Origin of the sequence: Vibrio sp. Isolate24 (genome assembly GCF_022398215.1) — a bacterium.
Classification (GTDB): Bacteria; Pseudomonadota; Gammaproteobacteria; order Enterobacterales; family Vibrionaceae; genus Vibrio; species Vibrio coralliilyticus_A.
Map to the genome: position 1 here is coordinate 115,441 of NZ_JAKEUU010000001.1, position 25,724 is coordinate 141,164.

General features: G+C 45.6%; 25 protein-coding genes. 17 read left to right on the plus strand and 8 right to left on the minus strand.

Annotated elements, in window-relative coordinates; translation table 11 throughout:
• Positions 1 to 17 precede the first annotated feature (17 nt).
• Positions 18 to 509: a GNAT family N-acetyltransferase gene (locus L1D23_RS00530; RefSeq protein WP_239863631.1), complete on the minus strand. Its 492-nt coding sequence runs from the start codon at positions 507 to 509 to the stop codon at positions 18 to 20.
• Positions 510 to 722: 213 nt separating this feature from the next.
• Here L1D23_RS00530 and L1D23_RS00535 point away from each other — a divergent pair, with 213 nt between their 5' ends.
• Both L1D23_RS00535 and L1D23_RS00540 read left to right on the plus strand, forming a co-directional pair.
• On the plus strand, positions 723 to 1,901 hold the full coding sequence (locus L1D23_RS00535; protein ID WP_239863632.1) for an MFS transporter: 1,179 nt from the start codon (positions 723 to 725) through the stop codon (positions 1,899 to 1,901).
• Between the two features lie 134 nt (positions 1,902 to 2,035).
• On the plus strand, positions 2,036 to 2,773 hold the full coding sequence (locus L1D23_RS00540) for an RNA methyltransferase (RefSeq protein ID WP_239835942.1): 738 nt from the start codon (positions 2,036 to 2,038) through the stop codon (positions 2,771 to 2,773).
• 64 nt (positions 2,774 to 2,837) lie between these two features.
• Here L1D23_RS00540 and fdxA read toward each other — a convergent pair whose 3' ends face one another.
• On the minus strand, positions 2,838 to 3,161 hold the full coding sequence (gene fdxA, locus L1D23_RS00545) for a ferredoxin FdxA (protein ID WP_239835943.1): 324 nt from the start codon (positions 3,159 to 3,161) through the stop codon (positions 2,838 to 2,840).
• Between the two features lie 209 nt (positions 3,162 to 3,370).
• On the opposite strand from fdxA, the gene L1D23_RS00550 reads away from it, so the two are divergent.
• Complete coding sequence (locus tag L1D23_RS00550) at positions 3,371 to 4,987, plus strand: NAD(P)/FAD-dependent oxidoreductase (protein ID WP_239863634.1); 1,617 nt, start codon at positions 3,371 to 3,373, stop codon at positions 4,985 to 4,987.
• A gap of 112 nt (positions 4,988 to 5,099) precedes the next feature.
• Here L1D23_RS00550 and L1D23_RS00555 read toward each other — a convergent pair whose 3' ends face one another.
• Entirely contained in the window at positions 5,100 to 5,441 is a 342-nt protein-coding gene (locus L1D23_RS00555; RefSeq protein WP_239863635.1) for a hypothetical protein, read from the minus strand.
• A gap of 161 nt (positions 5,442 to 5,602) precedes the next feature.
• On the opposite strand from L1D23_RS00555, the gene L1D23_RS00560 reads away from it, so the two are divergent.
• Positions 5,603 to 6,130, plus strand: coding sequence for a DUF2975 domain-containing protein (locus L1D23_RS00560; protein WP_239863637.1), 528 nt, complete (start codon positions 5,603 to 5,605; stop codon positions 6,128 to 6,130).
• 10 nt (positions 6,131 to 6,140) lie between these two features.
• A complete protein-coding gene (locus L1D23_RS00565) occupies positions 6,141 to 6,359 on the plus strand; it encodes a helix-turn-helix transcriptional regulator (RefSeq protein ID WP_239835947.1) in 219 nt (72 codons plus the stop codon).
• Between the two features lie 57 nt (positions 6,360 to 6,416).
• Here the strand turns inward: L1D23_RS00565 and L1D23_RS00570 are convergent, their stop codons facing one another.
• Entirely contained in the window at positions 6,417 to 7,328 is a 912-nt protein-coding gene (locus tag L1D23_RS00570) for a LysR family transcriptional regulator (protein WP_239863639.1), read from the minus strand.
• A 105-nt stretch (positions 7,329 to 7,433) separates the two neighbouring features.
• Between L1D23_RS00570 and L1D23_RS00575 the strand changes: the two genes are divergently transcribed.
• Genes L1D23_RS00575 through L1D23_RS00585 form a run of 3 tightly spaced genes read left to right on the plus strand, consistent with a single transcriptional unit; the run spans position 7,434 to position 10,311 of the window.
• Positions 7,434 to 8,648 (plus strand): argininosuccinate synthase-related protein, encoded by a 1,215-nt coding sequence (locus L1D23_RS00575; RefSeq protein WP_239835949.1) that lies wholly within the window; start codon positions 7,434 to 7,436, stop codon positions 8,646 to 8,648.
• A 12-nt stretch (positions 8,649 to 8,660) separates the two neighbouring features.
• Entirely contained in the window at positions 8,661 to 9,404 is a 744-nt protein-coding gene (locus tag L1D23_RS00580) for a 2OG-Fe dioxygenase family protein (protein WP_239835950.1), read from the plus strand.
• 1 nt (position 9,405) lies between these two features.
• On the plus strand, positions 9,406 to 10,311 hold the full coding sequence (locus L1D23_RS00585; RefSeq protein WP_239863641.1) for a DMT family transporter: 906 nt from the start codon (positions 9,406 to 9,408) through the stop codon (positions 10,309 to 10,311).
• Positions 10,312 to 10,343: 32 nt separating this feature from the next.
• Here L1D23_RS00585 and L1D23_RS00590 read toward each other — a convergent pair whose 3' ends face one another.
• Both L1D23_RS00590 and L1D23_RS00595 read right to left on the minus strand, forming a co-directional pair.
• The gene (locus tag L1D23_RS00590) at positions 10,344 to 11,009 is read right to left on the minus strand and encodes a hypothetical protein (protein WP_239835952.1); all 666 of its coding nucleotides are present in this window, start codon (positions 11,007 to 11,009) and stop codon (positions 10,344 to 10,346) included.
• A 94-nt stretch (positions 11,010 to 11,103) separates the two neighbouring features.
• Positions 11,104 to 11,538, minus strand: coding sequence for a cytochrome c (locus L1D23_RS00595; RefSeq protein WP_239835953.1), 435 nt, complete (start codon positions 11,536 to 11,538; stop codon positions 11,104 to 11,106).
• 126 nt (positions 11,539 to 11,664) lie between these two features.
• Here L1D23_RS00595 and L1D23_RS00600 point away from each other — a divergent pair, with 126 nt between their 5' ends.
• The 9 genes from L1D23_RS00600 (at position 11,665) to L1D23_RS00640 (ending at position 22,821) form a co-directional block, all read left to right on the plus strand.
• Positions 11,665 to 12,291 (plus strand): cytochrome b/b6 domain-containing protein, encoded by a 627-nt coding sequence (locus tag L1D23_RS00600; RefSeq protein WP_239863643.1) that lies wholly within the window; start codon positions 11,665 to 11,667, stop codon positions 12,289 to 12,291.
• A 9-nt stretch (positions 12,292 to 12,300) separates the two neighbouring features.
• Positions 12,301 to 12,729, plus strand: coding sequence for a MarR family transcriptional regulator (locus L1D23_RS00605; RefSeq protein ID WP_239863645.1), 429 nt, complete (start codon positions 12,301 to 12,303; stop codon positions 12,727 to 12,729).
• Positions 12,730 to 12,742: 13 nt separating this feature from the next.
• Positions 12,743 to 13,741 (plus strand): succinylglutamate desuccinylase/aspartoacylase family protein, encoded by a 999-nt coding sequence (locus tag L1D23_RS00610; protein ID WP_239863647.1) that lies wholly within the window; start codon positions 12,743 to 12,745, stop codon positions 13,739 to 13,741.
• Between the two features lie 251 nt (positions 13,742 to 13,992).
• Positions 13,993 to 14,982, plus strand: coding sequence for a succinylglutamate desuccinylase/aspartoacylase family protein (locus L1D23_RS00615; RefSeq protein WP_239863649.1), 990 nt, complete (start codon positions 13,993 to 13,995; stop codon positions 14,980 to 14,982).
• A 95-nt stretch (positions 14,983 to 15,077) separates the two neighbouring features.
• On the plus strand, positions 15,078 to 15,965 hold the full coding sequence (locus L1D23_RS00620) for an ABC transporter six-transmembrane domain-containing protein (protein ID WP_045986534.1): 888 nt from the start codon (positions 15,078 to 15,080) through the stop codon (positions 15,963 to 15,965).
• Complete coding sequence (locus L1D23_RS00625) at positions 15,955 to 17,097, plus strand: efflux RND transporter periplasmic adaptor subunit (protein ID WP_239863650.1); 1,143 nt, start codon at positions 15,955 to 15,957, stop codon at positions 17,095 to 17,097. The genes L1D23_RS00620 and L1D23_RS00625 overlap by 11 nt, the downstream gene beginning before the upstream one ends.
• A complete protein-coding gene (locus tag L1D23_RS00630; RefSeq protein WP_239863651.1) occupies positions 17,094 to 20,183 on the plus strand; it encodes an efflux RND transporter permease subunit in 3,090 nt (1,029 codons plus the stop codon). The genes L1D23_RS00625 and L1D23_RS00630 overlap by 4 nt, the downstream gene beginning before the upstream one ends.
• A gap of 71 nt (positions 20,184 to 20,254) precedes the next feature.
• Complete coding sequence (locus tag L1D23_RS00635) at positions 20,255 to 21,154, plus strand: AraC family transcriptional regulator (protein ID WP_239865338.1); 900 nt, start codon at positions 20,255 to 20,257, stop codon at positions 21,152 to 21,154.
• 293 nt (positions 21,155 to 21,447) lie between these two features.
• Positions 21,448 to 22,821: a YjiH family protein gene (locus tag L1D23_RS00640; RefSeq protein WP_040121942.1), complete on the plus strand. Its 1,374-nt coding sequence runs from the start codon at positions 21,448 to 21,450 to the stop codon at positions 22,819 to 22,821.
• Positions 22,822 to 22,907: 86 nt separating this feature from the next.
• Here the strand turns inward: L1D23_RS00640 and L1D23_RS00645 are convergent, their stop codons facing one another.
• Positions 22,908 to 23,939 (minus strand): hybrid-cluster NAD(P)-dependent oxidoreductase, encoded by a 1,032-nt coding sequence (locus L1D23_RS00645; protein ID WP_239863652.1) that lies wholly within the window; start codon positions 23,937 to 23,939, stop codon positions 22,908 to 22,910.
• A gap of 61 nt (positions 23,940 to 24,000) precedes the next feature.
• Positions 24,001 to 25,662: a hydroxylamine reductase gene (gene hcp / locus L1D23_RS00650; RefSeq protein ID WP_239835963.1), complete on the minus strand. Its 1,662-nt coding sequence runs from the start codon at positions 25,660 to 25,662 to the stop codon at positions 24,001 to 24,003.
• Positions 25,663 to 25,724: the final 62 nt, after the last annotated feature.

Sequence of the window (25,724 nt, forward strand, 5' to 3'; positions counted from 1 at the left end):
ATAATGTCGTTACACGGCTATGGTTTGAGCCTTGCCATGTAATAAGTGTTTTGGTATTTGCCTTCTCTGAAAACCGAATTTTTCGCTTCGCCTTCAATTTCAAAGCCAAATTTTTTATAGCACGCGATCGCCGCTTCGTTATCCGTATTGACCTCGAGATGAACGCGCTTTATTTGCAGCCAGTTGTCTGCTAAATCAAGTACAGTTTCAATCAGCTTACTAGCTATACCCATACCATGATAGTCATCATGAACACCTAGACCGAAAGTCGCACTGTGAGCGGTACGAGGCCGCTGAGAATGCTCAAAACCTATGTTTCCGACCACTTTGCCATCTAATTCCGCGACAAAGCTATAAATACCGGTAGGCATGTTTTCCAGTCTTTGTGTCCACATTGCCACAGAGGGTTTGGGCAATTGGAGAGTTTCGCGTTGTGCTTTAGGTTGAGAGTAGATCTCACACATTGCGGCGGCATCACTGACTTGAGTCGGACGAATTGTTATTTCCATATTATTACCTTCTCGACTGGTTAAACATAGCTCAACAATAACGAGCAAGGACTTAAAGATAAAGCATTGTTTTAACTTATTTTAATTAAGTGAAACTTTACTCTGATGCACGTTGAACGCTATGAGTACTACGGACGTTTAATTTGTAAATAAGTTTGTCTATTCACTAGTGAAGAATTAAGGTGTCTCTGAGCGAATAAAAGGAATAACAAAATGGAACAGTCGGCTAGCTGGAAAACCCCTCAAAACTTCTTAATCATCATCTCTATCGTCGTTCCCATTGCATTTTCCAGTTGGATGGCACTACTCAATAACTTTGTGATTGAAAAGGCACAGTTTGATGGCGCAGATATTGGGCTTTTGCAGAGTGTACGTGAAATTCCCGGCTTTTTAGCCTTTACCGCAGTGTTTGTTTTAATGTTTATTCGTGAACAACGGTTTATGTTGCTGGCATTGGGGGCTCTCACTCTGGGCACCGCTATGACAGGTTTTTTCCCTTCACTTTTTGGATTGTTAATGACGACCTTATTGATGTCTACAGGGTTCCACTATTTTGAGACTCTTAAACAATCTCTTTCACTACAATGGCTTTCGAAAGATGAAGCACCGGAAATGTTGGGTAAGTTTATTTCCGTCGGTGCGTTAGCATCACTGGTGACTTATGGCGCATTGTGGGTCTGTCTGGAAATGCTGAAAATGGATTTCCAGTGGGTCTATCTTACTTTTGGTGGCATTGGTTTTCTATTAGTGGTTTGGATGGCTTTTTCATTTCCGCAGTTCCAAACTCAAGTCCAACAAAATAAAAAACTGGTCTTACGCAAGCGTTATTGGTTGTATTATGCACTGACCTTCATGAGTGGCGCTCGTCGACAAATCTTTACCGTTTTCGCTGGCTTCCTGATGGTGGAAAAGTTTGGTTATTCAGCAGCTGATATCACGATGCTGTTTCTGATCAACTATTTATTTAATTTCTTATTTGCTAAAAAAATAGGCAAATTCATTGGTAAAGTCGGCGAGCGTAAGGCGCTGTTGTTCGAGTACACTGGGTTGGTACTTATCTTCGTAGGCTATGGTTTAGTACAAAGCGCTGAATGGGCTGCGGCGTTGTACGTCATCGATCATCTATTTTTTGCGCTAGCATTGGCAATCAAAACCTACCTCCAGAAAATAGCGGATCCTGCAGATATGGCTTCAACTGCTGGTGTGTCATTTACGATTAACCACATCGCAGCGGTATTCATTCCTGTTTCTTTTGGTTTGATCTGGTTAATCTCGCCTTCAGTGGTTTTCTATATTGGCGCAGCGATGGCAGGGGTATCATTTCTTCTATCGCTTAATATTCCGGCCAAACCTGAAGAAGGTAATGAAGTGCGTATCCTCCGTTGGAGTTAGGCAAAAGCCAAGGGTAGAGCCTTCGTTTTTCCGTGAAGAGATGTTTAGCGACAGCCCTTTAGCTATGTGGCGCTTTACTCTATAATTGCCGCGCTTTAGTGTGGGGTATCACCCTCTTTCACCTTGGATACATTATGATTTCGAAAAACCAACTTAAATTACTTCGTGCCTTAGGCCAAAAGAAACAACGTAAGGCGCATGGTCTATTTTTGGTCCAAGGTGAGAAGAATGTACTTGAGTTGGCAAAGAGTTCACTAACGGTACAGCAGATCTTCGCTACGTCGGAGTTTCTGGCAGAGCATCATTCAACATTAAGCGATTTTGAATGTATCGAAGCGCCATTAGATGAATTAACGAAGGCAAGTACGTTGGTGAGCAATAACGCGGCGATTGCGGTAGTGAACACCCCTTGTGTTGACGTACCCAAAGCTCAGGGCTTGATGATTGCTTTAGATGGTGTCTCGGATCCTGGCAATTTGGGGACGATCATTCGTGTTGCAGATTGGTATGGTATTAAGCATATCGTTGCCAGTAATGATTGTGCTGACCCGTATAATCCGAAAACCATTAGTGCCACTATGGGCAGTTTTGGTCGCGTCACAGTCAGCCAATTAGACCTACCTAGCTATTTAGAGCAAGCTAACTTACCGGTTTATGGGGCATTTCTTGAAGGTGAGAGTGTACATAACGTCGAGTTTGCAGCCGAAGGTATTTTGCTGATGGGCAGTGAATCTCACGGTATTCGTGAGCAAGCCGCTCAGTTTGTCACAGACAAGATCACCATACCTGCTTTTGGTGGTGCTGAGTCACTTAACGTGGCGATGGCAACGGGGATCATTTTAGATAACTTACGTCGCCAGCATGGTGAATAAAAAGTCCTGAATGCAGAAAAGCGCAGTGATCCACTGCGCTTTCTTGTATCTGAAGATAGAGAATCTACTTCTCTAACATCCCTAATTTATCCGGTACGCCATTCCACTTCTCAGCGCCATCCATAGCTGGTTTTACTTCGGTTTGCACTGGCCATAATTCGGCGAGTTCTGCATTCAATTCAATGTAAACGGTTTGATCTTCCGGTACTTCATCTTCCTGAAAAATCGCATTAGCGTCGCATTCATCAACACATAAACCACAGTCGATGCATTCGATGGGATTGATCACCATAAAGTTTGGCCCTTCGTGGAAAGCATCTGCAGGGCATACAGCGACACAGTCTGTGTATTTACATTGAATGCAGTTATCTGTTACGACGAACGCCATGGTGATCCGCTCTTTTAGTTAGTCAAAATCGAAGAATGGGGATGATACTCATCCCAAGCTAAAATTCAATATCCAGCACGGTGATTGTTACTAATGTTGTCTGATTTAGTATGACAGACAATTTAATTTCTCGTAAAATGCGCGCCATTGTGAGCTGACCGTTTGTCAGACGGTTTTGGCTAAGACACCTATCTATACGAGACATCAACATGATACGTTTAACTGAAATTAAACTTCCTCTCGATCATGAGGAAGAGGCGCTGACTGCTGCCATTACCAAGAAGCTTGGCATCTCTGAAGACCAAGTCATCTCTTTCAATGTGTTCAGACGTGGCTATGATGCTCGTAAAAAAGCCAACATCCTACTTATCTACACGCTAGACGTTATCGTTGAAAACGAAGCTGCGCTTCTTGAGCAGTTCGTTAGCGACCCGCACGTAAAAGAGACTCCAGACATGGAGTACAAGTTCGTAGCGAAAGCACCAGAGAACCTAACAGAGCGTCCAGTAGTAATCGGTTTTGGCCCATGTGGTCTATTTGCCGCGCTGATTCTTGCACAAGCGGGCTTTAAGCCTATCGTTGTTGAACGTGGTAAAGAGGTCCGTGAGCGTACAAAAGATACCTTCGGTTTCTGGCGTAAGCGCACTCTAAACACGGAATCAAACGTACAGTTTGGTGAAGGTGGTGCAGGTACGTTCTCTGACGGTAAGCTTTACAGCCAAGTAAAAGATCCAAATTTCTATGGTCGAAAAGTCATTACGGAGTTTGTGGAAGCTGGTGCGCCAGAAGAGATCATGTACGTCAGTAAGCCACATATTGGTACGTTTAAGCTGGTCACCATGATCGAGAAGATGCGTGCGAAAATTATCGAACTGGGTGGCGAGATTCGCTTTAGTACGCGCGTCGATGATATCCACATGGATGGCGAGAAAATCACAGGTTTAACACTATCAAACGGCGAAGAGATTAAATCTCGCTACGTTGTTCTAGCCGTCGGCCACAGTGCGCGTGATACCTTTGAAATGCTCCACGATCGCGGCGTGTACATGGAAGCGAAGCCGTTCTCGGTTGGTTTCCGTATTGAGCACAAGCAGTCAATGATCGATGAAGCGCGCTTTGGTCCTAACGCGGGCAATCCAATTCTTGGCGCCGCCGACTACAAGCTGGTGCATCATTGTAAGAATGGTCGTACCGTGTACAGCTTCTGTATGTGTCCGGGTGGTACTGTCGTTGCCGCTACGTCTGAGGAAGGCCGCGTGGTCACAAATGGCATGAGTCAGTACTCGCGCTCAGAGCGCAACGCGAACAGTGCTATTGTCGTTGGCATCGATCCAGAACGTGATTACCCAGGTGACCCTCTGGCAGGCATCCGCTTCCAGCGTGAGCTTGAATCAGGTGCTTACGTTTTGGGTGGTGAAAACTACGATGCGCCAGCACAGAAGATAGGTGATTTTCTAAAAGGTCGCGATCCAAGTGAGCTCGGTGATGTTCAACCATCATTTACGCCGGGAATTCACCTTACGGATATTTCTAAAGCGCTGCCTGATTTCGCTATAGAAGCGATCCGTGAAGCGATTCCGGCGTTTGATAAGAAGATTAAGGGTTTTGCATCTGAGGATGGTTTGCTCACAGGGGTGGAAACTCGTACTTCTTCACCAGTGTGTATCAAGCGTGGCAAAGACTTCCAGAGTGTAAACCTCAAAGGCTTCTATCCTGCGGGTGAAGGCGCAGGTTACGCTGGAGGGATCCTTTCTGCGGGTATAGATGGCATCAAAGTAGCTGAAGCCCTATCCAAGGCTATGGTGTCCGATCTAGAAAAGGCATAATTCACATCAGCAAATTACTAAGCTCTTCTGTAATAACAGAAGAGCTTTTCCCCTTAGAAAAAATAGGTTGATATTCTGAAAGCCTGAGCCTGTGGCTATCCTTTGGTATTGGTTAATCTATTTCCCATTTTACCCCCACACTAAAATCCCCTTGTTCCGTTGATTGAATATGGGTTTCGATCCCTCTATCTGGAAACTCAGTGATATAGCATTCACTAGAGTTGCCGTTTTGCTTTGACGTTTCTCGATTTAATTGTGTCTGCGTTTTATTGGTACATTCGCTACCTGAATAGTGTGATTGTATTGGTGCAGCGTCTTCCGTGTATGGAGATGATTGCGACTGGTTGACACTTTCGGTGGGGAGAACATCAGTTATCTCATCAAGGAAAGTTCCTGCATTTACAAAGCTCGTTGAAAAGGCCAGCAAAATGGCCATGCATAAAAATTTGATCATAGTGGTGCCTGTTTAAAAGGGTTTGAGATATTGCGTTTTATAAAATATAGGTAAAAACAATATAGGGCAATAAAAAATTATCGTAAAACGATAATTTTTTATTGATAATTGATTTTTGTTACTTTAAGGTGTACTCAAATTAATGCTACCTAGGATGTTTTATGACACAACAATCGATAAGCACATTCAGCCGAAAATTATTAGTACTATTTTGGTTCTCTCTGATTTTTACTGCTGTGTTGAATACTGTATTTTGGTTTTCTGCAACTCTATGGAATGTGGAGTGGTTCGAGGCGAGCTTTCCAGTAGAGGTCGAGTTGCCTTTGAGTTTTACGCGGTCATTGATTGGTTTTCTACCAAGTATGCTGACAACATTTCTGACAATGGCTCTATTGTGGCAATTAATAGTTCTATTCCGCTTATATGAAAGAGGGCAGGTCTTTGAGCGTCAAAACACGCTATGTTACAAAAAGATCAGCTACTTGCTGATGGCAACACCTTTCGTTCAATTTATCATGGGTATACTTCTCAGCTTTGCATTGTCGTACAATGACGGAAACTGGAGCATGTCCTTTAACGTCAATGACGCTGATATCACAATGTTTGTTATTGGTTTGATTGTTCGCGTCATTGCAGTGGTAATGGAAAGAGCGGCAGAGCTTCAAAAAGAAAGTGAGCTGACAATTTAAGTGAAAAATTATGGCAATTGTAATTAACCTTGACGTCATGTTAGCTAAGCGAAAAATGCGCTCCAATGAGTTAGCAAAATTAGTTGGTATTACTGAACAAAACCTATCAGTGCTTAAAAATGGTCGGGCGAAAGCGGTCAAGTTAGCGACTTTAGAAGCTATCTGTAAGCATCTTGATTGCCAACCCGGAGATATTCTGGAGTATTCCCCGACTGATAATGAGTGCTAATGCTTGAAAATCGAGCAACAGAACAAAGCCAGAGCTTGCCTCTGGCTTTTAATTGGCTTATTCATTAAAACAATCTTGCAGATACTCAATGAAAGTTTTGATTTGACTGGGAATGTACTTAGATTGTGCATATTGGGCGATGATTTTTCCTTGATAGTTTCCTCCCACGTGCCAGTCAGGTAATACTTCAATCACTTGCCCAGAATCAATATAGGACTGAATTGCAAACTCAGGGAAAACCGATATTCCCACACCGCGCAATACTGCTTCGCGTCGAATTTCACTATGGTTGACTGCGAATGAACCACCGACGTTCATTGATAGCTTTTTGTTGTTGTTAGTGAACTCCCACACCCTATCCTTGGGATTTTCTCCTAAGCACAAGCAGTTGTGATTGGAAATGTCTTCGGGGTGAGTGGGGATACCACACCTCTCAAAGTAAGCAGGGCTGGCACACATGACCAAGCGACATTGACTGAGCTGCTTTGCAATTAAACCTTCAGTCGGCTTATCCGTAATGTGAATGATGACATCTACTTCATCACCAATAGGGTCGATATAGTGATCAGCGACTTTCAGTTGCAATGAAATGTTGGGAAAACGGTCAATAAAGCTGAGGATCATTGGCATGAGAACCTGTCGGGAAAGGGCTTTAGGTGCAGCGACACGCAGCACGCCTGATACATCAGTTTTATCTACTTGGGCAGCAGAGATAGCCATTTTTGCCGAGTTCATCATGTCACTGCACAAGCTGTAGACCTCCTGTCCTGTGGTGCTCAGACGCATCTGTCTCGTCGTTCTTTCCAACAGCTTTTCTTGCAATGCACTTTCCAGCCGAGTGATGGAACGACTGACTGATGAAGGTGACACACCAAGCCTCTGAGCGGTTTTTGAAAAGCTCCCAGATTCGACCACATTTACGAAAATTGCCATCTCGGATAGGAGAGGAATTAATTTATTTGTGTCCACAGTGCAATTATCCTTTGCATTTCAGCTATATTGTTTCGTTCAAGTTACTTATGGATACTAATTAAGTCAATTGACAGTATCCCAGAATATCCAAGGACGTGACGCGTGAAAAAAATAAGAAGCGTTGGTGATGTTAAGGCCGTCGCGAAAGTTGCTAATCATATTTTGACCTTATTTAGCGGTGGCTTAGACAGCTCCTATGTGCTGGAGCTACTAAAAAGCAGTGATGTAAAAGTCACCGCAGTCGCGGTTAACCTCGGCGATGGGATAGAAGAATCGAAACTCAAGTTAATTACGGATCATTATGGTTTTGATCTCAAGATTATCGACGCAAGGCAGGAATTTGTTGAACACAGTTTAGTCTCGGCAATACAGGCGCAAGCAATGTACCTCAATGACTATCCGGTCAGTTCCTCTTTATCACGGCCTATCATAGTGAAAAAGGCGGTCGAGTTGGCGGGGAGCTTAGGTTGTGATGCAATCATTCATACAGCAAACCAGTCCCAAAATAGCTTGCGTCGTATTAATGGTGCGATAGAAGCATCAGGTTTTGATGGTTATTACGGTTCCCCCTATGAGTACTCAGCACTGTCTCGTGAAGATAAGGCACAGGCTTTGTTTCATTCAGGCTTAGTGGGATTTAAGACCCGAAACGTCAGCGGGGATTCAAATCTATGGTGCCGTGAATTCGAGTCTGGGGTTTTAGATGACCCTGAAAATTTTGTAGTTTCAGATTCGTTGTTTACCTGGTCAAAGTGGCAGCCAGAAAAACATTTAGACAATGATCAAATTACGATCGGCTTCAGAAAGGGCTATCCTGTCACACTGAATGATAAGCCGATTAATTTACTAGAGTTAATTGCCTTCATTAACAACTACGTTGGCGCGTATGAGATTGGTCGTTTTGTAGGGTTCGATCATCTCGATCAGGATGAAAAGGTACTAGAGGTGCGAGAAGCGCCCGCCGCCTTAGTTCTGATAAAGGCTTATAAGTTACTGGAGACAGCAACTTTACCTACAGATGTTCTCAAAGCGAAGGCATTGCATAACGATATGTGGACTCAGGAGGCTGTTGAAGGCCGTTGGGGAAGTATGTTGCAGTGTGCAAGCTATGCGTTCATCGCTCACACTGCCGAGTCCATCTCTGGCAGTGTCTCTTTCAACTTATCCAGAGGAAGCTTTATCCCCTCTGGGATAGTGGCTGATGAGCCGAAGTATCTACGTGATAGGGACGAGTGGGAAATTGAGATTGCTCAGCAAAGGTCACAACGAGCGCTCAAGTTCAATAGTCAATCTAGATCAAATCGTCAGTGGGTATAGGAATTACCGCCGATGACTTCTATTCAGGACGCAGCCACCAAGACTTTGGCAGACATCAGCCACACACTTATCAAAGAAGACTATGTCTTTGTGTCGGGGCGAAAAATGACCGCTCTGCTGGATACCAATGTCGATGAAGTGATCCGTTTTAAGCAGTGTTGGAGCTCACTTGAACGAGACAATTATATGGCGGATGGCGGGACCTATCGGTACCGGCGCTATGGTCAATTCACTAAGCTGGCTGCTCAGCGTGAAATAACCCTGTTACCGCATGAGCCTTATGTTCAGCCGGCTTTCATTAATACATTGAACGGTGATGTTGAACGTCATTTTTCCCCACTGAGCGATAAGTTTGTCACATCAGATTTGCTAGCAAAGTTGCTATTTATGATGAGTGACATCTACGACGATGCCCTGGGGACCCCTGTGAATTGGAATATACGGCTGCACCCGTATCGGATCATCGCAAATAGCTCGCAGCAGGGGCAACCCACACCGGAAGGGCTTCATCGTGATGGTGTGACTTTCATTGCGTCTTTGATGATCAATCGAGTCAACATCGCTGGTGGTGTAACCAGTATTACTGACGCTAAAGGGTGTTTTCGTGAACAGATTATGTTGGATAAAACCTTTGATTTAGTTATGGCGGACGATGAGCAGACAATGCACGAAGTTACGCCGATTACACCAGTTTGTTCGGAAAAGTGCGCGTACAGGGACGTACTCGTAATAGCGTTTACACGGATGGAGGATTGAAATGACAACGGCTGCTGATTCGTTAAAGAAAGGAAATATAAGGTTTCCTATTACGGAATCGCTGCTACTACTGGTAGCGATTTTTTGGGGGACAAGTTATGGCTTGACCAAAAGTGCGTTGGCTTATACCAGTGTTTTGCTTTTTATCTCCATAAGATTTTCGATCACCTTTTTATGTATGCTACCTGTGGTGATTCGAGACTTTCGCCGAGGATTGAATAAGGATTGGAAAATAGCGATTCCCACCGGTTTTATTCTATCGGCGATTTTTTTCTGTGAGGTGTTTGGTGTATCCCAAACCTCTGCATCCAATGCTGCGTTTCTGATCAGTTTATCGGTCATTTTTACCGCTTTTGCCGAATTATTCATCAATAAGAAAAAGGTCAGCAACACGTTGTGGATATTGACGGTTTGTAGTGTTGTTGGAGTGTTATTATTGACCAGCAACAAAGGCTTTGAGCTTTCACTTAACAGTGGTGACTATTTTATCCTCATCGCTGCTGTTTTGAGGGCCCTAATGGTCACTATGACCAAGAGGTTTACGGAAGGCAAAGAAATCACTACATCGACCTTAACTTCTCTCCAGTCTTTAGTTGTAGCTTTGATCGGGATTATATTTGCAGTTGCGTATCTTCCCGCTGCGGAGTTTTCGATTCCCACTTCGATGGAGTTTTGGTTAACGGTCAGTTATCTGGTTCTGTTTTGTACACTATTTGCGTTTTATGTTCAGAATTATGCCGTGCGTCGAACGTCGCCAACACGGGTTTCTTTGCTGATGGGTAGCGAGCCATTATTTGGTGCTATATTTGCCATGGCTTGGTTACAGGAATCATTAACCCCAGTACAAGTTATAGGTGGGGCGCTAATTTTGTTTAGTGTGGTAGTGACATCTACCCGAGAGTCTTAGAAGAGAGCGGACTTATCAGTCCGCTTTTTTGATTATCGGTTAAGGCTAATTTTGTGACCTAGATGCTGGATATCTATGGTGGCATAGCCAAGTGTGACTGCCTCAAACTGGTAACTGAGCTCACGAGCATGCTGAGCATCTTTGGCTAAGAATGATACCGAGTAAATAGGACGTACAACTCCATTGGAAAGCTTTTGGGTATCAAGGTAGGAAGACGTGACTAATCCTGCTTGATTAAGGCTGATTACTCGTTGGAGGTCAATGCCCAGCACTCTATCCATTTCAAGAGCTTCTATGCCTTCTTTCCACGTGATAATAACGCCATAGTTATTATAAACTGGGGTGTTATCGAGCCATTTTGAACCGAGTAGACGAATGTTACTTATCTTTACTAACTCTTTTTCATACATGGGCAGATCTTTTAGCTTACTCTCTACATGAGTTTCATCGGTCGCTTCCAAAACAAATCTAAGTAATTGAATTGGTTTGTTATCAACTTTACTGTTGATAACAAACATATCTTTTACATCTCCTTGCTCAATGAGTTCGCCAAAAGCGGCTTTTTGTTCTGGTAGTGCTTTTAACACTTGTTCTGCATCGTTAGTATTCCAGATAAGCTCTACCCCGTAGTCGGCAGAGAGTACTGTGGGTGAAATGAGTAGAGAGGTAATGATTGCTGCAGATTTAATGACTTTCATGACTGTTTTCCTGATTTATTTTTAGGGATTGCTGTGTGGGTAATAGTTCGTGTAGTAAGGTTTAATCGAGCATTTTCTAGTGACTCATCTGAACTTACCAACGCGAGCGATAACTGCGATGACAGTTTCGACATGTATCTTGGGCATTTTTTAATCCTATTTCTGCTCGATTAATATCTTGAGCCAAACTTGCCTTATAGAGCTCCTGAAAGCCTTGGTTCATTTGGATTAACAGTTGATTGAACTTACTCGGCTTACTCCAGATATCAGATTTAGCTTTACTACCTACATGACTTCCTTGAGGAAATAGGGTTAGTAGTGCATGGCTATGGGCTTCCAACTTTTGACTGTGACGGGTTAGCTTTTCCCAGTCAGTTTTACTACCGCTTAGTGTTTGTTCTGCATACTCGCTGGTGACTTCGATACTTTCGAAAGTTGCTTGGCGCTTATCAATCTGTACGGTGAAGTCTTCTGCATAAGACGCTGAAGGCAGCACTAAAAAAAGCAAGCTAAAGAATATTTGTTTCATGTGTCTCTCCAATGATTAGGATTATGATGCCTTATTGTTATCGGTATAATTTAAATTGCAATAATTGCAATTGCAATTGTTTTTATGTAAATTGTTGTTGTTTTTTGTCGTAATTGGAGGTTGAAAGTGAAAGTTTGGGATTTGGCAACACGCCTATATCACTGGTTGCAAGCAATACTCTTTGCTGCACTAATGGTGAGTGGGTTTTCTGGTAATGGTCCACATGTTCAAACTGGATTGGTATTGTTCACTCTGATTATCTGGAGATTGCTCTGGGGGGCTGTTGGCAGCGAAACCAGTCGCTTCAGGCAGTTTTTACGCCCACCTAAAGCAGTTGTGCGCTATCTCATGGGGAAAGAGCGTGCCGCTCCGGGGCATAACCCCGCTGGAGGGTGGATGGTCGTATTACTGATTTTTGCTTTATTTTTACAATGTCTTTCCGGCTTAGCCGTATCGGGAATGTTAGATAACCTACCATTAGCCAATGTTTGGTTGAGCGACGATGTGTTTTGGGCTCTCGAATTCGTGCATCTTATGTTGGCAAAAGTTTTACCTACATTAATTGCTGTGCATGTTGTTGCCATTCTCGTTTATAAATTTCGTTCGAGGCCACTTACTTGGGCTATGGTGACGGGAGTTCAGGTAGGTTTGTCACAACACCAAAGGCTTGAGTTTGTTTCTCAACTTCGAGCATTGCTCGTGCTAGTTTTGGCAATATCAGTTACTATGACGATTATTGCCTTTACTTTTTAAATCTATTGGATGAGTGAGAAATTTGACAGACAAAGCAGTTTTGGCTGGTTGATCAACGTAATGGCGAATGACGCTGCCAAAACTTTTGATACAGAATTAAAGAAACATGGGTTGACGATTGCTCTGTGGCCGACTTTGATGTGTTTATGGGAGGAAGAGGGTGTAACGCAACGCGAAATTGCTCAAAAATCTAAAGTAGAAAACTCCACGACGACCCGTACTCTCGATAAACTTGAGAAATTAGGTCTAGTCGAGCGGCAAGCCGATCCTAATAGTCGCCGCTCATTTCGTATATATCTGACTGATGAGGGCAGAGCCCTAAGAAAAACTTTGACTCCCATTCCGGTGGCGATCAACAAAAAGATGCTGAGTTCACTTGAGCCTGAAGAGCAACGAGAAATCATTCGTTTGTTACAAAAGATGGTCGCTGCTATTTAAGGAAAGAAGATCAATGACGAAGCCGTTGAATGAGTGCATTGTGCCTATGTATCCGACTATACAAGCGTTGGATGTGGATACACTTGAACCGGGAGAACATAAGTTTTGGTTTGCGGTTGCGACGGACGCGATTGGTCACCCTCAAACGCTTCCCGTAAGAGTATTTAAAGGTGCAAAGCCAGGGAAGCGTATTATGATCACTGCGGGTGTTCATGGTGACGAGCAAAATGGTATTTTAACTGCGCAAATGTTGGCTCGAGAGCTGGAAGGCAAAGCCATTTCAGGTTGTATTACTATAGTACCAGCGGTCAATTTATCAGGTATTGCAAGACATAGTCGAGACTTTCATTCTGCGGCTCCTGATAGTTCATCGACAAACCTTAATCGCGTATTTCCCGGTAATCCGAATGGAGATGACGCCAGTCGCTACGCCAACAGCCTGTGGGAAAACTTACTCAAACCAAATGCCGATCTCGCGGTTGACCTTCACTCTCAAACCAGTGGTTCAGCATACCCTCTTTATGCATTTGCTGACTATCGACTGGATGATTCCATTCGAATGGCAAGACTGATCAATCCAGATGTTATCCTCAACGATCCGGGAGATCCGGGTATTTTGGAAACGGTCTATAACCGTGCTGGTATTCCCTCTATCACAATTGAAGTAGGGGTAGGTCGCTATACGGACTTAGACATGGTGCAACGCGCCGTTACTGGGGTATTGAATATTTTCAAAGATTATCGGTTCATTGTAGGTGAAGTGGTAAAGGTGGCTCATCCTTGTGTTGAAGGAGAGCGGATTACCAGTGTTCGTGCTGAGCAGGGAGGGTTTGTCATTTGTCACGTTGAATTGATGGAACTTGTCAACAAGGGCCAGATCTTAGCGACTCAGTACAACAGTTTCGGAGATCAAATTCAAACCTACTACTCCCCAATCAAAGCTACAGTGATTAGTCATAATGTTGAGTCGGTACGAGCGCCTGGATCATTGGTTGTCCGGTTGATTGATTAGTTATAATTTTCGGTTAGGAATAGATTATATCTTTTGGTTGACCAGAAGCGGAACAGTATTTAAACCTAATATTAAATAGTAACTTACTTTTATTTTTGTAATCTCTTCGTGACCTATTTCTCTGGTCAGGTAGCGCTACTTACCTAACAAAAATCCACCTTGTTACTATCCATGGTTGCTAACAAAGATTAGAGTGAGCTGTTTTTCAAGGCGAGCAGGTACTCGCTTCTGTTGTATAAGGAATTCTGAGTATGTCTGAAATTGCCTCTCTTATGGAACACTGCCCCACTATTCATTCACTTGACGTTGACACTTTAGCTGCTGGAGAACATTCATTCCTTTTTGCGGTTGCCACGGATGCATTAGGGCTTTGGCAGAAAATGCCTGTACGAGTTTTTAAAGGTGATAGGCCGGGTCGTAAAATCATGATCACTGCTGGTGTTCACGGTGATGAGCAAAACGGTATTGTGACGGCGTTGAAAGTGGCAAAAGCTTTGGCCGGCAAACCTTTGATAGGGTGCGTCACTATCGTTCCTGCGATAAATCTGAGTGGTATTCTTCATCACAGCCGTGACTTTCAGACAGTGGATCCGGATGTCTCTTCTTCTAACCTTAACCGTTTTTTCCCCGGTGACAAAGCTGGGAATGAAGCCGCACGTTACCTTGATAACTTATGGCAAAACTTACTAAAGCCAAACGCAGAGGTGGCGATAGATCTACACACCCAGACTACAGGAACCAGTTACCCTCTCTATGTATTTGCTGACTATCGGGTTGACCAAGCGATGAAGCTAGCAAAGCTCATGAATCCTGATGTGATTCTCAATGATCCCGGTGAGTCTGGTGTTCTGGAAACAACATGGAACGAACATGAAGTGCCAAGTATTACGGTCGAAGTGGGTTCAGGTCGATATCATGATGCAGACATGGTCCAACGAGCAGTTGAAGGAGTGCTGAACATATTGCGTTACTACGAAGTGCTGTCTGGGAAAGTCGTTGAAGCAACACCTTGCATTGAAGGCCGCCAGACCATCAGCATTCGGGCTGAGCAAGGCGGTTTTGTTGAGCCGCAGGTATCTTTACTGCAACAAGTTGAGAAAGGTCAGCTTCTGGCGGTTCAGTACAATAGTTTGGGTTTCGACGTCGCACATTATCACGCCCCAGAATCAGGCACGGTTCTTAGCTATAACCTTGAAGCTTTGCGCGCTCCGGGATCATTGATTGTGCGGATGATTAAATAAAACAAAAAAGCTTGCTGCCCAAAACAGCAATCTGGGACACTTTTTCTGGTTAATAATTGGTAATACTGGCGCCACATTCATTTGTGGGGTCAATAATGCTGTTCAATCAACCCATCACACTTCGGTCCGTTATCCGGCTGAGTCCTATTAAAGTCATGTTTACTTGGCTGATGGTTCTGGCTGAGAACGTATTTATGATTTTGCTGCCGCTGTTTATCGGTTTTGCTATTGATGGTGTGCTTAAGCAAAACTTGCAGCCGTTGCTTATGTTTGCAGCGATCTTGTTTGTACTGGTGGTCATCAGCGTTGCACGTCGTTTTTACGATACTCGCGTTTATGGCGGGATCCGAGTGCGGTTGTCCAATTTGGTTGAGCGTAATTTGCGCGGTCAATCGGTATCAGTCAAAGACGCCCGACTGTCCATGTCCCGCGAGCTGGTAGATTTTCTAGAAGAAGATTTACCATCGCTGATTACTGCCGTTGTGCAGTTGGTCGCTACCGTTGTCATTCTCGCCACTTTTCACATCAAACTTGCATTATGCGTGTTGATCGCAGGGCTGAGTATGCTGCTGATTTACGCCCTGTTCCATCAAACGTTTACGCGACTTAATGGCGCGTTAAATGATCAGTTAGAGCAACAGGTTCGAGTGCTCAGCGGTCAGCCTTTTGCGGCGATTAGAACGCACTTTGAACGCTTGAAACGCTGTGAAATCAAACTTTCCGATACCGAAGCGCTGGTGTATGGGCTGATCTTTATAGTCTTATTTGCCGCAGTCCTAACCAACCTTTGGATGGTGAGCATTCTTACTGATCCTACTGTGGGTCAGGTTTTTTCCATCGTAACTTACTCACTGGAATTCGTGGAAACAGCAGTGATGCTGCCTATCACACTGCAAACCTTGTCGCGTCTGATGGAGATCAGCCAACGACTAAATCAAACCCCCGCTCAATTGGCTGTAGAGGAGAAGCCCTATGAAATTTAAAAAGACTCTTGCAATATTAGCTGGCTGCGGGGCAATTTTCGCGGCATTGGTGGTTGTAGATGTTTTAGAGCCTCAGCCAGTTGTGATTGAGCAAAAAACGCCGAGCAAAACCCCCGTTTCGGTACTGCAAGTGACGCCGGAAGATCACGATTCCAATTTGACTTTGCTGGCAACAACCACCGCGCGTTGGCCGATCCAGCTTAAGGCCTCAAGCAGTGCTCAATTAGCGTGGTTGAACCCCGATATCGAACCGGGTGTACTGGTGAAAAAAGGGACCTTGTTGGCGAAGCTCAACACCAGCGCTTTAGAGTCTAATCTGGCTCAGGCGAACAGCAGCGTTAGGCAGGCAGAGCTAAACCTTAAACAGGCACAGCACGAACAAACGGTCGCGTTAAAAATGTTATCACCGACCAAAAGCTCACCGTTTGCTCGCCGTGAGCCACAGGTGTTGGCAGCCAAGGCAGAGCTGGCGCAGGCCAAACAGGCTTACACCAGTGCAGCAAAGTTGCTTGAGGAAGCAAGTATTGCAGCGCCGTTTGATGCTGTGATCATGCGTCGTAACATCAGCCCCGGTGAATGGTTGGAAGCTGGGCAGGTGACTTTTGAACTTGCCGCCAGCGACTCACTGGATGTCGAGCTGCCTGTTTCGGAACTTCACTGGCAACAGGTGCAATCCGCGTTGAATCAACCTGAGATTAAAATTGTGAATCGAGATGGCAGCGAGTGGCAGGCACAGGTTCGATATGTCTCGCCGCAGGCTGATCCAACCACACGTCAGCGACAAGTGGTTTTGTCTGTTTGCGAGCCTTATCAAGGAATGACTCGTTTGCTGCCTAATCAACAGGTGAAAGTCATCGTTAGTCTCGGCTTACGGCCTGAAATTGTGACCTTGCCACTCAGTGCGATCACACGAGATGGATACGTCTGGACAATTGATGAGCAGACCCGATTGCAGAAAGAGTGGATTACGCAAATAGGACAAGCGCGTAATCAGGTTTATGCCCGCTTTGATCAGGACAGCGCTAAGGCACGTCAGGTGGTGGTATACCCACTGCTGTCGATGCTACCGGGGAAGCAAGTCGCTCCTCAAGCTGCGCAGATATTAGTCGCGAAGCAGGAGGGTAATCAATGAGCTGGCTGACTAAGTGGTTTATCAACAACCCAGTAGGGGCGAATCTGTTGATGTTCGCGATCATCGCCAGTGGTGTTATGGCGTTTGGTCAACTCCGTGTGGAGTCCTTTCCGCAGATTGCGCCGTCATCTATTGTGATTAGTGTTGCCTACCCGGGAGGTACAGCTAAACAGATTGATGAGAGTGTCACACAGCGAATTGAAGAGTCGATCAGTGGCATTTCTGGTATTAAACAGGTGACCAGTGATTCTAGCGCTGGTATGTCGAGTGTTGTTGTACGGAAAACCAGCAGCGCCGACCTCAATAAGCTGCTGGATGATGTACGTAACCGAGTGAATGCGATCAATGGTTTTCCTGCTCAAGCTGAAAAGCCTCAGGTGGTTAGAAATGAATTTACTAACTTGGCCGCCTTTGTTGTCGTTTCAGGGCCACGCAGCGATGAGCAGCTTCAACCCATCGCAAGACAGGTCGAGCAAGCGCTGAAAAGTAATCCCCAGATTTCTAAAGTATCCAACTGGGGAAGTCGCAAGCCACAACTTATCATTGAGCCAGATCCAGCGCAGCTCAAGAAACTGGGTTTGAGTCTGGAAGATTTAGCCAGCACCATAGGACAGATGTCGCTAGAGTCTCGCACGGGTGAGTTGATCAGTGATAAAGGGCGCATGGTTATCCGTGGTGATGGCTATGCTGATGATGTGCAGAAACTACGTCGTTTGGCGATCGTCTCTCGTCCATCCGGTACCGTCTATTTAGGTGACATCGCTAAGTTGAGTCGTGGCTATGAGCGCAGTGGCTCCATCGTCCGTAATAATGGCATCAACGCAATCGCTCTGCTGATCAGTACCAGCCAGACTGACAACCTGCTCAAAGTGAGCGATGCAATTAAGAATACCTTGGCGGAGCAACGCAAAATACTGCCTTCAGACATTGAGCTGAACACCATGGCAGACATGGCGCCCTATATTGAAGAGCAACTGTTCAGGCTCGGTGATAATGCGTGGCAAGGCCTTTTGATTGTGGTGGTTTTACTGGGCATTTTTCTTGAGCTGAAACTGGCATTTTGGGTGGCCGTGGGTATACCAGTCGCTATCGCAGGTACCTTAGGAGCGATGCAATTGGCTAACTACAGCATCAATGACATCACGTTGTTTGGCTTTATTCTGGTATTGGGGATCCTAGTCGATGATGCTGTTGTCGTAGGCGAGGCCATTCACGAGCAGCGAGGCAAACATTTGAGCGGGCGCAAAGCGGCATGGCACGGTGTACACTCGGTTTCCGTTGCAACGGTATTTGGTGTTTTGACCACTATTGCGGCATTTTCGCCAATGCTTTGGATTAACAACGATTTTGCCAAGATTCTGGCTGGGTTTTCCGCTGTGGTGATATTTGCGCTGATCTTCTCTCTGATTGAAAGTAAGTTTGTTCTGCCATCGCACCTAGCACAGTTGTCCGTGAGTAAAAAATCTAATGGCATTTTCTCTCGCATTCAATCTGTGGCTCAAGGCGGTTTGGAGTGGTTCAATTTCAGAGTGTACAAGCCTACCTTGGAAAAGGTGTTGGATTACAAACTGGCATCACTGCTGGGCTTTGTCGCCGCTATCGTACTGGCGTATGGCATGTGGTCGACTGGGACGATTCGAAGTGCCATTTTCCCCGAGATCCCCGGTCGATACGTTACCGCGAAAGTTGAGCTAGAAGACGGTGCCCCTTTACCTTTACAAAAGAAAGCCTTAGATCAAATTGAACAGGCGATGATCAACGTCGAAGACGAGCTGATGCGAGACTATCCGTTGAGCCAGCCACCCGTGGTAAACCTGCTTGCGTGGTCGGATGGTTATGGAGAGGTGGAAGTGACCGCCGAGCTAACCAGTGAAGCCCTGAGCCTCTTGCCGGGTAATTTATTGACCGATAGCTGGCGTACTCATACTGGAAGCATTGAAGGAGCGTATTCCGTTCAGTTTAGTGCGGCTGAAGCGCCTGCTGGTGGAACATTCATCTCGATATCATCCAGCGACCGTGAACTTGCTAAGCGCGTCAGTAGCCAATTGGCGGACAAACTGGGTGCTTTGCCTGGCGTGGCGGATATTTATGATGATGGTAAAAGCGGCCAGCCTCAGGTGCGGCTAGTGCTGAATGAATACGGTCAGCAGCTCGGACTGACGCAGGACAAGTTGGCTCGATTGGCGGGTGAGGCATTTGGTGAGCGAGAAATTCATCGCTTGTTGGAACAAGGCCAAGAAACCAAGGTGCTGCTGCAGTATCCTCGTTCAGAGCGTAAAACCCTCGCTCAGCTTGAGCAGACTATGGTGTTGCTGTCTGAAGGGAAGAGTGTCTTACTCGGTGATATTGCTGAATTTCGTCATGAGCAGGAGCCTCAAATACTCTACCGACGTAATCGTGAGCAAGTAGTAAACCTCTATTGGAAGCAGAACCGAGACGTTCAGGCGCCTGAGCAGACTATGGCTCAGCTTAGCTCTGAGATCAAAACGCTGCATCAGCAGTATCCAGGAGTTCGGATCAAAGCAGGCGGCGAATTTGAAGAGATTGGTGAAGTCTCAGATGGCTTCCGCTCCGCGATGATTTTGACCCTTCTGCTGATTTACATCTTGTTGGCGGTTCCGCTGAAGTCTTACTGGCAGCCGTTCATCATCATGGCAGTGATTCCATTTGGTTTTGCTGGTGCTATTTTCGGTCACTACTTGATGGATCTGCCAATCAGTTTGCTGTCGATGTTTGGCATGATGGCAATGACGGGCATAGTGATCAATGACTCATTGGTACTGATCACGCGCTTTAATGCTGAGTATCGCAGCGGTGTGCCGCTTAAACAGGCTTTAGTGACGGCTGGTACCAGTCGATTGAGGGCGATTTTCCTCACGACTATTACTACGGTATGTGGTTTGCTGCCGCTACTCAGTGAGACCGCAGAGCAAGCACAGTACTTAAAACCTGCAGCGGTTTCATTGGTGTTTGGTGAGCTATTTGCCACGGCGGTAACCCTGCTCCTGATCCCAATACTGCTGGGGATGACCAGTCGTAAAGCGCCAAAGCCTGTCGAAGATGAATTGGCATTAGAGGGAGCCTAATGCTGAGCGTGATTGATTTTATCCGGTTGACGGGCGATAGTGATCTGGTCGCCCCAGTGAGGCCCGTATCTATGTCACAACAAGAGAAACCTGCATTTAAACTGGTGCCCGAAATTGCGTTATTAGAGCCATTACCAGAGCATCTTAGAAAGCGATTTGCTCACGCATTGAAGTTGATGCATGACGAACTGGCAGAACACAGATCGTGGGAGCAAATAGCTACTGAGAGCGCAATATCGCCTTATCATTTCCATCGTCAGTTTAGCGAATTGTTTCATGAGACGCCGGGGCAGTATCTTAGCCGATTACGACTGCAAGTCGCGGTGAATCTGCTGCTCAATGATGAACCTTGGAGTGTGATGGAGATTGCTCACTACTGTGGTTTCTCTTCTTCACAGGCCTTAGGCAAGGCTTTAAAGAGAGAGCTTGGAGTGACGGCGAAACAAATTCGCAAAATGGGTTATGAGTCCACACCGCGAGAGACCGCTGATTTTATCGCTAAGCTTGCTCATCCCGGTGGTCAGCAGTCGATTGAGACAGAGCTGGCTAAGTCTATGCCGACTGAGTTGATTTGGTACCCTCAGCGAGGTATGAAAAAGATCGCTCTGGAAGATCCTGACTGGGATTCGGTGATCGAAATCTATGGCAAAAAAACTGTCAATCTACTCGGCGCAACGCCGATTAACCAACTTGAAAAAGTATGGGACCAAATTGAGACATTTATTGGTGATTGGCAAGTCGACGAAGCTCTCTACGATTTTGTGATTCCTGAAGGGTACTACCTGTGCGCTGAGGTGTATCTGATTTCTGATGTTGCTTACAGTGCGGCTTTAGAAGCGCTGTTTGAGATTGTAGACGAGCAGAAGTTGGAAATTGATAGCAGTGCTTTTTTGATTGAAATGGTTCGTGATATTGAGTTGACCTTAACAGGAGGGGCAACGTTTTCATTTCAGATACCTATTATCCGCTAACTCTATTCATCGGTCCTACTCTAATCACCTTGCTTATAGGTGGTGCATAAATAATCATATTTATTCTCGATATAAAAGGAAGTAATTAAAGAGTCTGTGGTTATTGTTAAAGCACGTTCGTACAAAATGCCACCAATTGTCTTAGCTCTATAACGTATTGATTTATATTATTATGCGTTTTTAGTGAATTATTTTTCATTATTTGCTTGAGTGTGAAATCTTTGTCGTTATAATTGCGGCAAAGAGAACTTATTCACTAACTGTGAAAATATAATCATCTAGGGAGCAGTCAGATGAGTGATACACTTTTAGCCGAAGAGAACCACAAAAACAGTCGCAACATATTGATGTTCGCAATTCCGTCTTTGTTGGGTCTTTTCTTTTTCCTTGCACCGTTAACCATTGATGGCAACTTCACCTTTCCGCTAGCGCTGATGGCGAAAGGCGTCAAAGCGGTCCTTGGGGATGCGATTTTACCAACCGTCACCGCTGTGATTTGCTTCTCTGCGGTCGCTTCTATTCTTGCCAGTCTTATCAAGCCAACTTTTGTGACTCAATCTGCATTGATGACAAGACTGTTTGTTCTGACGCCAGTTTGGCTAGTCGTTCGAGTTTTAGGTGCGGTGTTCACTCTTATGGCATTGCATCAGATCGGGCCTGAAGTGATTTGGAACGGCAACACGGGTGGGCTGGTTCTTAATGACCTTCTGCCTTCTTTACTGGTGACTTTCTTCCTTGCTGGTTTGCTGCTACCACTGTTACTCAACTTTGGTTTGCTTGAGTTGCTGGGTACTGTTCTGAGCCGTTTTATGCGCCCAGTTTTCCGTTTGCCAGGTCGTGCTGCGATTGATTGCATGTCTTCTTGGCTAGGTGATGGCACCGTTGGGGTGATTCTGACCAGTAAACAATATGAAGACAAAAAATACACTGCGCGTGAAGCAGCGGTTGTCGCGACTATGTTTTCTCCGGTTGGGATTTCTTTCTCGCTGGTGGTATTAACTCAGGTTGGTTTAGAGAATTTCTTTGTCCCATTCTACTTCTCTATCTGTTTGTCTGGTGTGATTGCCGCGATGGTGATTCAGTATCTGCCACCGTTATCGTATAAGAAAGACCTGTACATTGATGGTACTAAGCCTAATCGTAATGACGAATTGGTGCCTGCGGGTCAGTCGGTTATGGGCTTTGGCTTGAAGTTGGCACTGCACAGAGCAAGCAAAGTGAAAAGCCTTGGGGCGGTTGCTAAAGAAGGTGTGCACAACGCACTGGACATGGTAATCAGCGTGTTGCCTGTGGTTATGGCGATCGGTACTTTAGGTCTGGTTGTCGCTGAAACGACGCCATTATTCTCATTACTGGGTGCACCGTTCATTCCGCTGCTAAACGCGTTGAATGTTCCGGAAGCAGCAGCTGCTGCGGAAACCATGCTAGTTGGTTTTGCTGATATGTACGTACCTTCGATCATCGCAGCGTCGACGATTAATGCCGATCTGACCAAGTTTGTTGTGGCAGCGTTGTCTGTAACTCAGCTGATTTTCATGTCAGAAACGGGCTCTGTGATTCTAAGCAGTAAAGTCCCAGTGAACTTTTTGGAGCTGGTCGCTATCTTCCTGCTAAGAACGCTAGTTACGCTGCCAATCATTGTGTTGGTCGCACATTGGATTTTCTGATGTCTTAATTGAACTTATTTGATGAAACAGCCCGCTAGATGTGACTTAGCGGGCTGTTTTTTTGTCTCTGGCAAAGCTGATGGCTCCTAGCACAGTTCCACTTCAACATCTGACTGAATTTGGCTAGAACACGCTAAGGTATAACCATTGGCGAGATCTTCTTCAGTCAGCGTTTCTGTGCTGGTTCGGCTGACTTCGCCCTTAGTCACTTTACATTTGCAGGATCCACACATGCCGCTGCGACAGGCGATAATAATTGGCACCCCGTTTTCTTCCAGCACGTCAGCTAAGGTAGCGCCTTGGCTGACTTCTGTTGATACGCCAAACGCTGGCACTTCGAACTGAACAACACCATCTGACGAGCTTTCATTATGAGCTTCGATAGGGGTAAAACTTTCCTGATGGAATTGTGCCGCCTCAACCCCCAGTGCCAACGCGTTGCTCTCCATATCCTGCATAAACAGAGTTGGTCCGCAGAGATAAACTGTGCGTTGGTTAAGGTCCGGGCAGAGTTTGGCTAACCACTCTCTGTCGAGCCGCCCTTGCGGGTGGCGTGTGCCTGTATTGTCTTTAAGCAGTAACTTTAGGTGGAAATTTGGGTATTGCGCATCCATGGACTCCAGCTCATCAAAGTAGATAGTCTGAGCAGCGCTTTTCGCCATGTGAATAAAGGTTATCTCGACGTCTGCTTTGGTTTTCAGCCAATGTTTTGCCATCGACATGACAGGTGTGATGCCACAACCTGCACTGAGCAAAGCCACTTTATGTTTCGGTGGGCAATCGATGCTGTTGAATGGTCCAGTCGGCGCCAGTGCCAAGACGCTGTCTCCGGAATTGAAGTGGTCAATGATGTAGTTGGATACTAAGCCATTCTCGACTCGTTTGACGGTCAATTTAAGATGCGATTCCCCCGGTAACGAAGAAATAGAATACGCGCGGTATTCCACCTTGCCGTCGAACTCAAAACCTAACGAAATAAACTGACCCGGTTTGAAATCAAATCCATTTGGTAGGGGAGTATCAGAGGTCAGCGTCAAGCTGACGGTATCTGACGTTTCCTGCCATTTATCAACACAACGAAGTTGGGCGGGTTGGTTATTTTGCCATTCGCGAATCATAATTCCTCACAAGTAAAAGAGCCCAGCCAAACAAACTGACTGGGCTATTAAAAGGCAGGGATTAAGCTGCTAGGATAGTTTTCAGATCGTCTTCAACATTGCCGATACTGCGCATGTCGAATTTATCCTGAATGATTTGGATGAGGTTATCGGTCAGGAATGCAGGTGCGGTTGGGCCTGTGTAAATGCCTTTCACACCTAGTGCGAACAGAGTGAGCAAAATCACGATGGCTTTCTGCTCAAACCAAGACAGCACGAGAGTTAGCGGCAGTTCGTTGATGTCGCAATCAAATTCTTTCGACAATGCTAGGGCAAGCTGAATGGCAGAATAGGCGTCATTACACTGGCCAACATCCAGTAAGCGCGGGATACCGTTGATGTCGCCAAACTGATTTTTGTTGAAGCGGAACTTACCACAGGCCAGTGTTAGGATCAGAGTATCTTCAGGCGCACTGGCGGTGAAATCGGTGTAGTAGCTACGTTCTGCTTTGTCGCCGTCACAACCACCAACTAGGAAGAAGTGTTTAATGTTACCTTCTTTGACCTGCTCAACCACTGCTGGGGCTGCACTCATCAACGCATTGCGACCAAAGCCTACGGTGATCATGTGTTCAATTTCATCGTGTTGGAAACCGTCTTGCGCCAGTGCACATTCAATCACCTGACTGAAATCATCACCTTCAATGTGTGCAACACCCGGCCAGCCAACGATGCTACGCGTGAACAAACGATCTGAGTACTGGCCCATGTTCGGGTTCAACAGACAGTTAGACGTCATGACAATCGCACCAGGGAAGTTAGCAAATTCTTTCTGCTGGTTTTGCCATGCGCTGCCGTAGTTGCCGACTAGGTGCGGGTATTTTTTCAGTTCAGGGTAACCGTGCGCAGGGAGCATTTCACCGTTGGTGTAAACGTTGATTCCGGTTCCTTGGGTTTGCTGAAGAATTTTCTCTAGGTCATGCAGGTCATGCCCCGAAACCAAAATACATTTGCCTTTAACTGGTTTAACGTTGACCTGAGTTGGCTCTGGGTGGCCGAAAGTAGTGGTTTCACCAAGGTCCAGCATTTCCATAACTTTGTAGTTCATCAGACCAATACGCATTGAACATTCAAGCAAAGCGTTAAGATCTTCTGGATCAGTGCCTAGCCACGCCATGATTTCATGATACTCAGCGTAAATATCGTTATTGGTTTGCTCCAAGACGCGTGCATGTTCCATGTAAGCGGCAGCACCTTTCAGGCCGTAAAGGCACAGCAGACGTAGACCAATCACATCTTCACTGATCTCCTGATAGCCACGGTTGACCGCAACCTGAGGAGCAAATTCTAGGATCGCTTCAGCACTCGCTGGTAACTCGAAATTAGCGACTTTAGGTGCGGGATCAAGCTCAACGTCAGCCAGTTTTGCCGCAGCGAGCGTCTGCTCTTTAAGTCGGGATTTAAACTGCGCAGCCTGAGCAGCGAGTTCAAGAATACGTTCAGGGTCGAAATTCACATTGGTTAAGGTCGAGAAGAAGGCTTTTGGCGCCCATTGATTAACTTCGTCATCAATAATGTCAAAGCGACGAGCTTGTTCTGCCCAGTACGAAACACCTTCAAGGGTATAGACCAGTACATCTTGTAGATCTGAAACTTCAGATGTTTTGCCACACATGCCTTGGGCGAAAGAACAACCTTTAACAGTTGGGGTTTGAATAGTCTGCTCACATTGAATACAGAACATTGCGCTTCTCCAGTAATAGTTTTTATGCGGTCACGCCGCTTGGATTTGTTTAGCGCTAGAAT

Excerpts from the sequence above, each read along its gene's own strand:
- L1D23_RS00585 (WP_239863641.1), top strand. The coding sequence starts at position 9,406 with ATGACAACGGCTGCTGATTCGTTAAAGAAAGGAAATATAAGGTTTCCT.
- L1D23_RS00560 (WP_239863637.1), top strand. The coding sequence starts at position 5,603 with ATGACACAACAATCGATAAGCACATTCAGCCGAAAATTATTAGTACTA.
- L1D23_RS00590 (WP_239835952.1), bottom strand. The coding sequence starts at position 11,009 with ATGAAAGTCATTAAATCTGCAGCAATCATTACCTCTCTACTCATTTCA.
- L1D23_RS00565 (WP_239835947.1), top strand. The coding sequence starts at position 6,141 with ATGGCAATTGTAATTAACCTTGACGTCATGTTAGCTAAGCGAAAAATG.
- L1D23_RS00630 (WP_239863651.1), top strand. The coding sequence starts at position 17,094 with ATGAGCTGGCTGACTAAGTGGTTTATCAACAACCCAGTAGGGGCGAAT.
- L1D23_RS00605 (WP_239863645.1), top strand. The coding sequence starts at position 12,301 with ATGAGTGAGAAATTTGACAGACAAAGCAGTTTTGGCTGGTTGATCAAC.
- L1D23_RS00540 (WP_239835942.1), top strand. The coding sequence starts at position 2,036 with ATGATTTCGAAAAACCAACTTAAATTACTTCGTGCCTTAGGCCAAAAG.
- L1D23_RS00640 (WP_040121942.1), top strand. The coding sequence starts at position 21,448 with ATGAGTGATACACTTTTAGCCGAAGAGAACCACAAAAACAGTCGCAAC.
- L1D23_RS00625 (WP_239863650.1), top strand. The coding sequence starts at position 15,955 with ATGAAATTTAAAAAGACTCTTGCAATATTAGCTGGCTGCGGGGCAATT.
- L1D23_RS00645 (WP_239863652.1), bottom strand. The coding sequence starts at position 23,939 with ATGATTCGCGAATGGCAAAATAACCAACCCGCCCAACTTCGTTGTGTT.
- L1D23_RS00620 (WP_045986534.1), top strand. The coding sequence starts at position 15,078 with ATGCTGTTCAATCAACCCATCACACTTCGGTCCGTTATCCGGCTGAGT.
- hcp (WP_239835963.1), bottom strand. The coding sequence starts at position 25,662 with ATGTTCTGTATTCAATGTGAGCAGACTATTCAAACCCCAACTGTTAAA.
- L1D23_RS00530 (WP_239863631.1), bottom strand. The coding sequence starts at position 509 with ATGGAAATAACAATTCGTCCGACTCAAGTCAGTGATGCCGCCGCAATG.
- fdxA (WP_239835943.1), bottom strand. The coding sequence starts at position 3,161 with ATGGCGTTCGTCGTAACAGATAACTGCATTCAATGTAAATACACAGAC.
- L1D23_RS00535 (WP_239863632.1), top strand. The coding sequence starts at position 723 with ATGGAACAGTCGGCTAGCTGGAAAACCCCTCAAAACTTCTTAATCATC.
- L1D23_RS00555 (WP_239863635.1), bottom strand. The coding sequence starts at position 5,441 with ATGATCAAATTTTTATGCATGGCCATTTTGCTGGCCTTTTCAACGAGC.
- L1D23_RS00610 (WP_239863647.1), top strand. The coding sequence starts at position 12,743 with ATGACGAAGCCGTTGAATGAGTGCATTGTGCCTATGTATCCGACTATA.
- L1D23_RS00635 (WP_239865338.1), top strand. The coding sequence starts at position 20,255 with ATGTCACAACAAGAGAAACCTGCATTTAAACTGGTGCCCGAAATTGCG.
- L1D23_RS00615 (WP_239863649.1), top strand. The coding sequence starts at position 13,993 with ATGTCTGAAATTGCCTCTCTTATGGAACACTGCCCCACTATTCATTCA.
- L1D23_RS00595 (WP_239835953.1), bottom strand. The coding sequence starts at position 11,538 with ATGAAACAAATATTCTTTAGCTTGCTTTTTTTAGTGCTGCCTTCAGCG.
- L1D23_RS00580 (WP_239835950.1), top strand. The coding sequence starts at position 8,661 with ATGACTTCTATTCAGGACGCAGCCACCAAGACTTTGGCAGACATCAGC.
- L1D23_RS00550 (WP_239863634.1), top strand. The coding sequence starts at position 3,371 with ATGATACGTTTAACTGAAATTAAACTTCCTCTCGATCATGAGGAAGAG.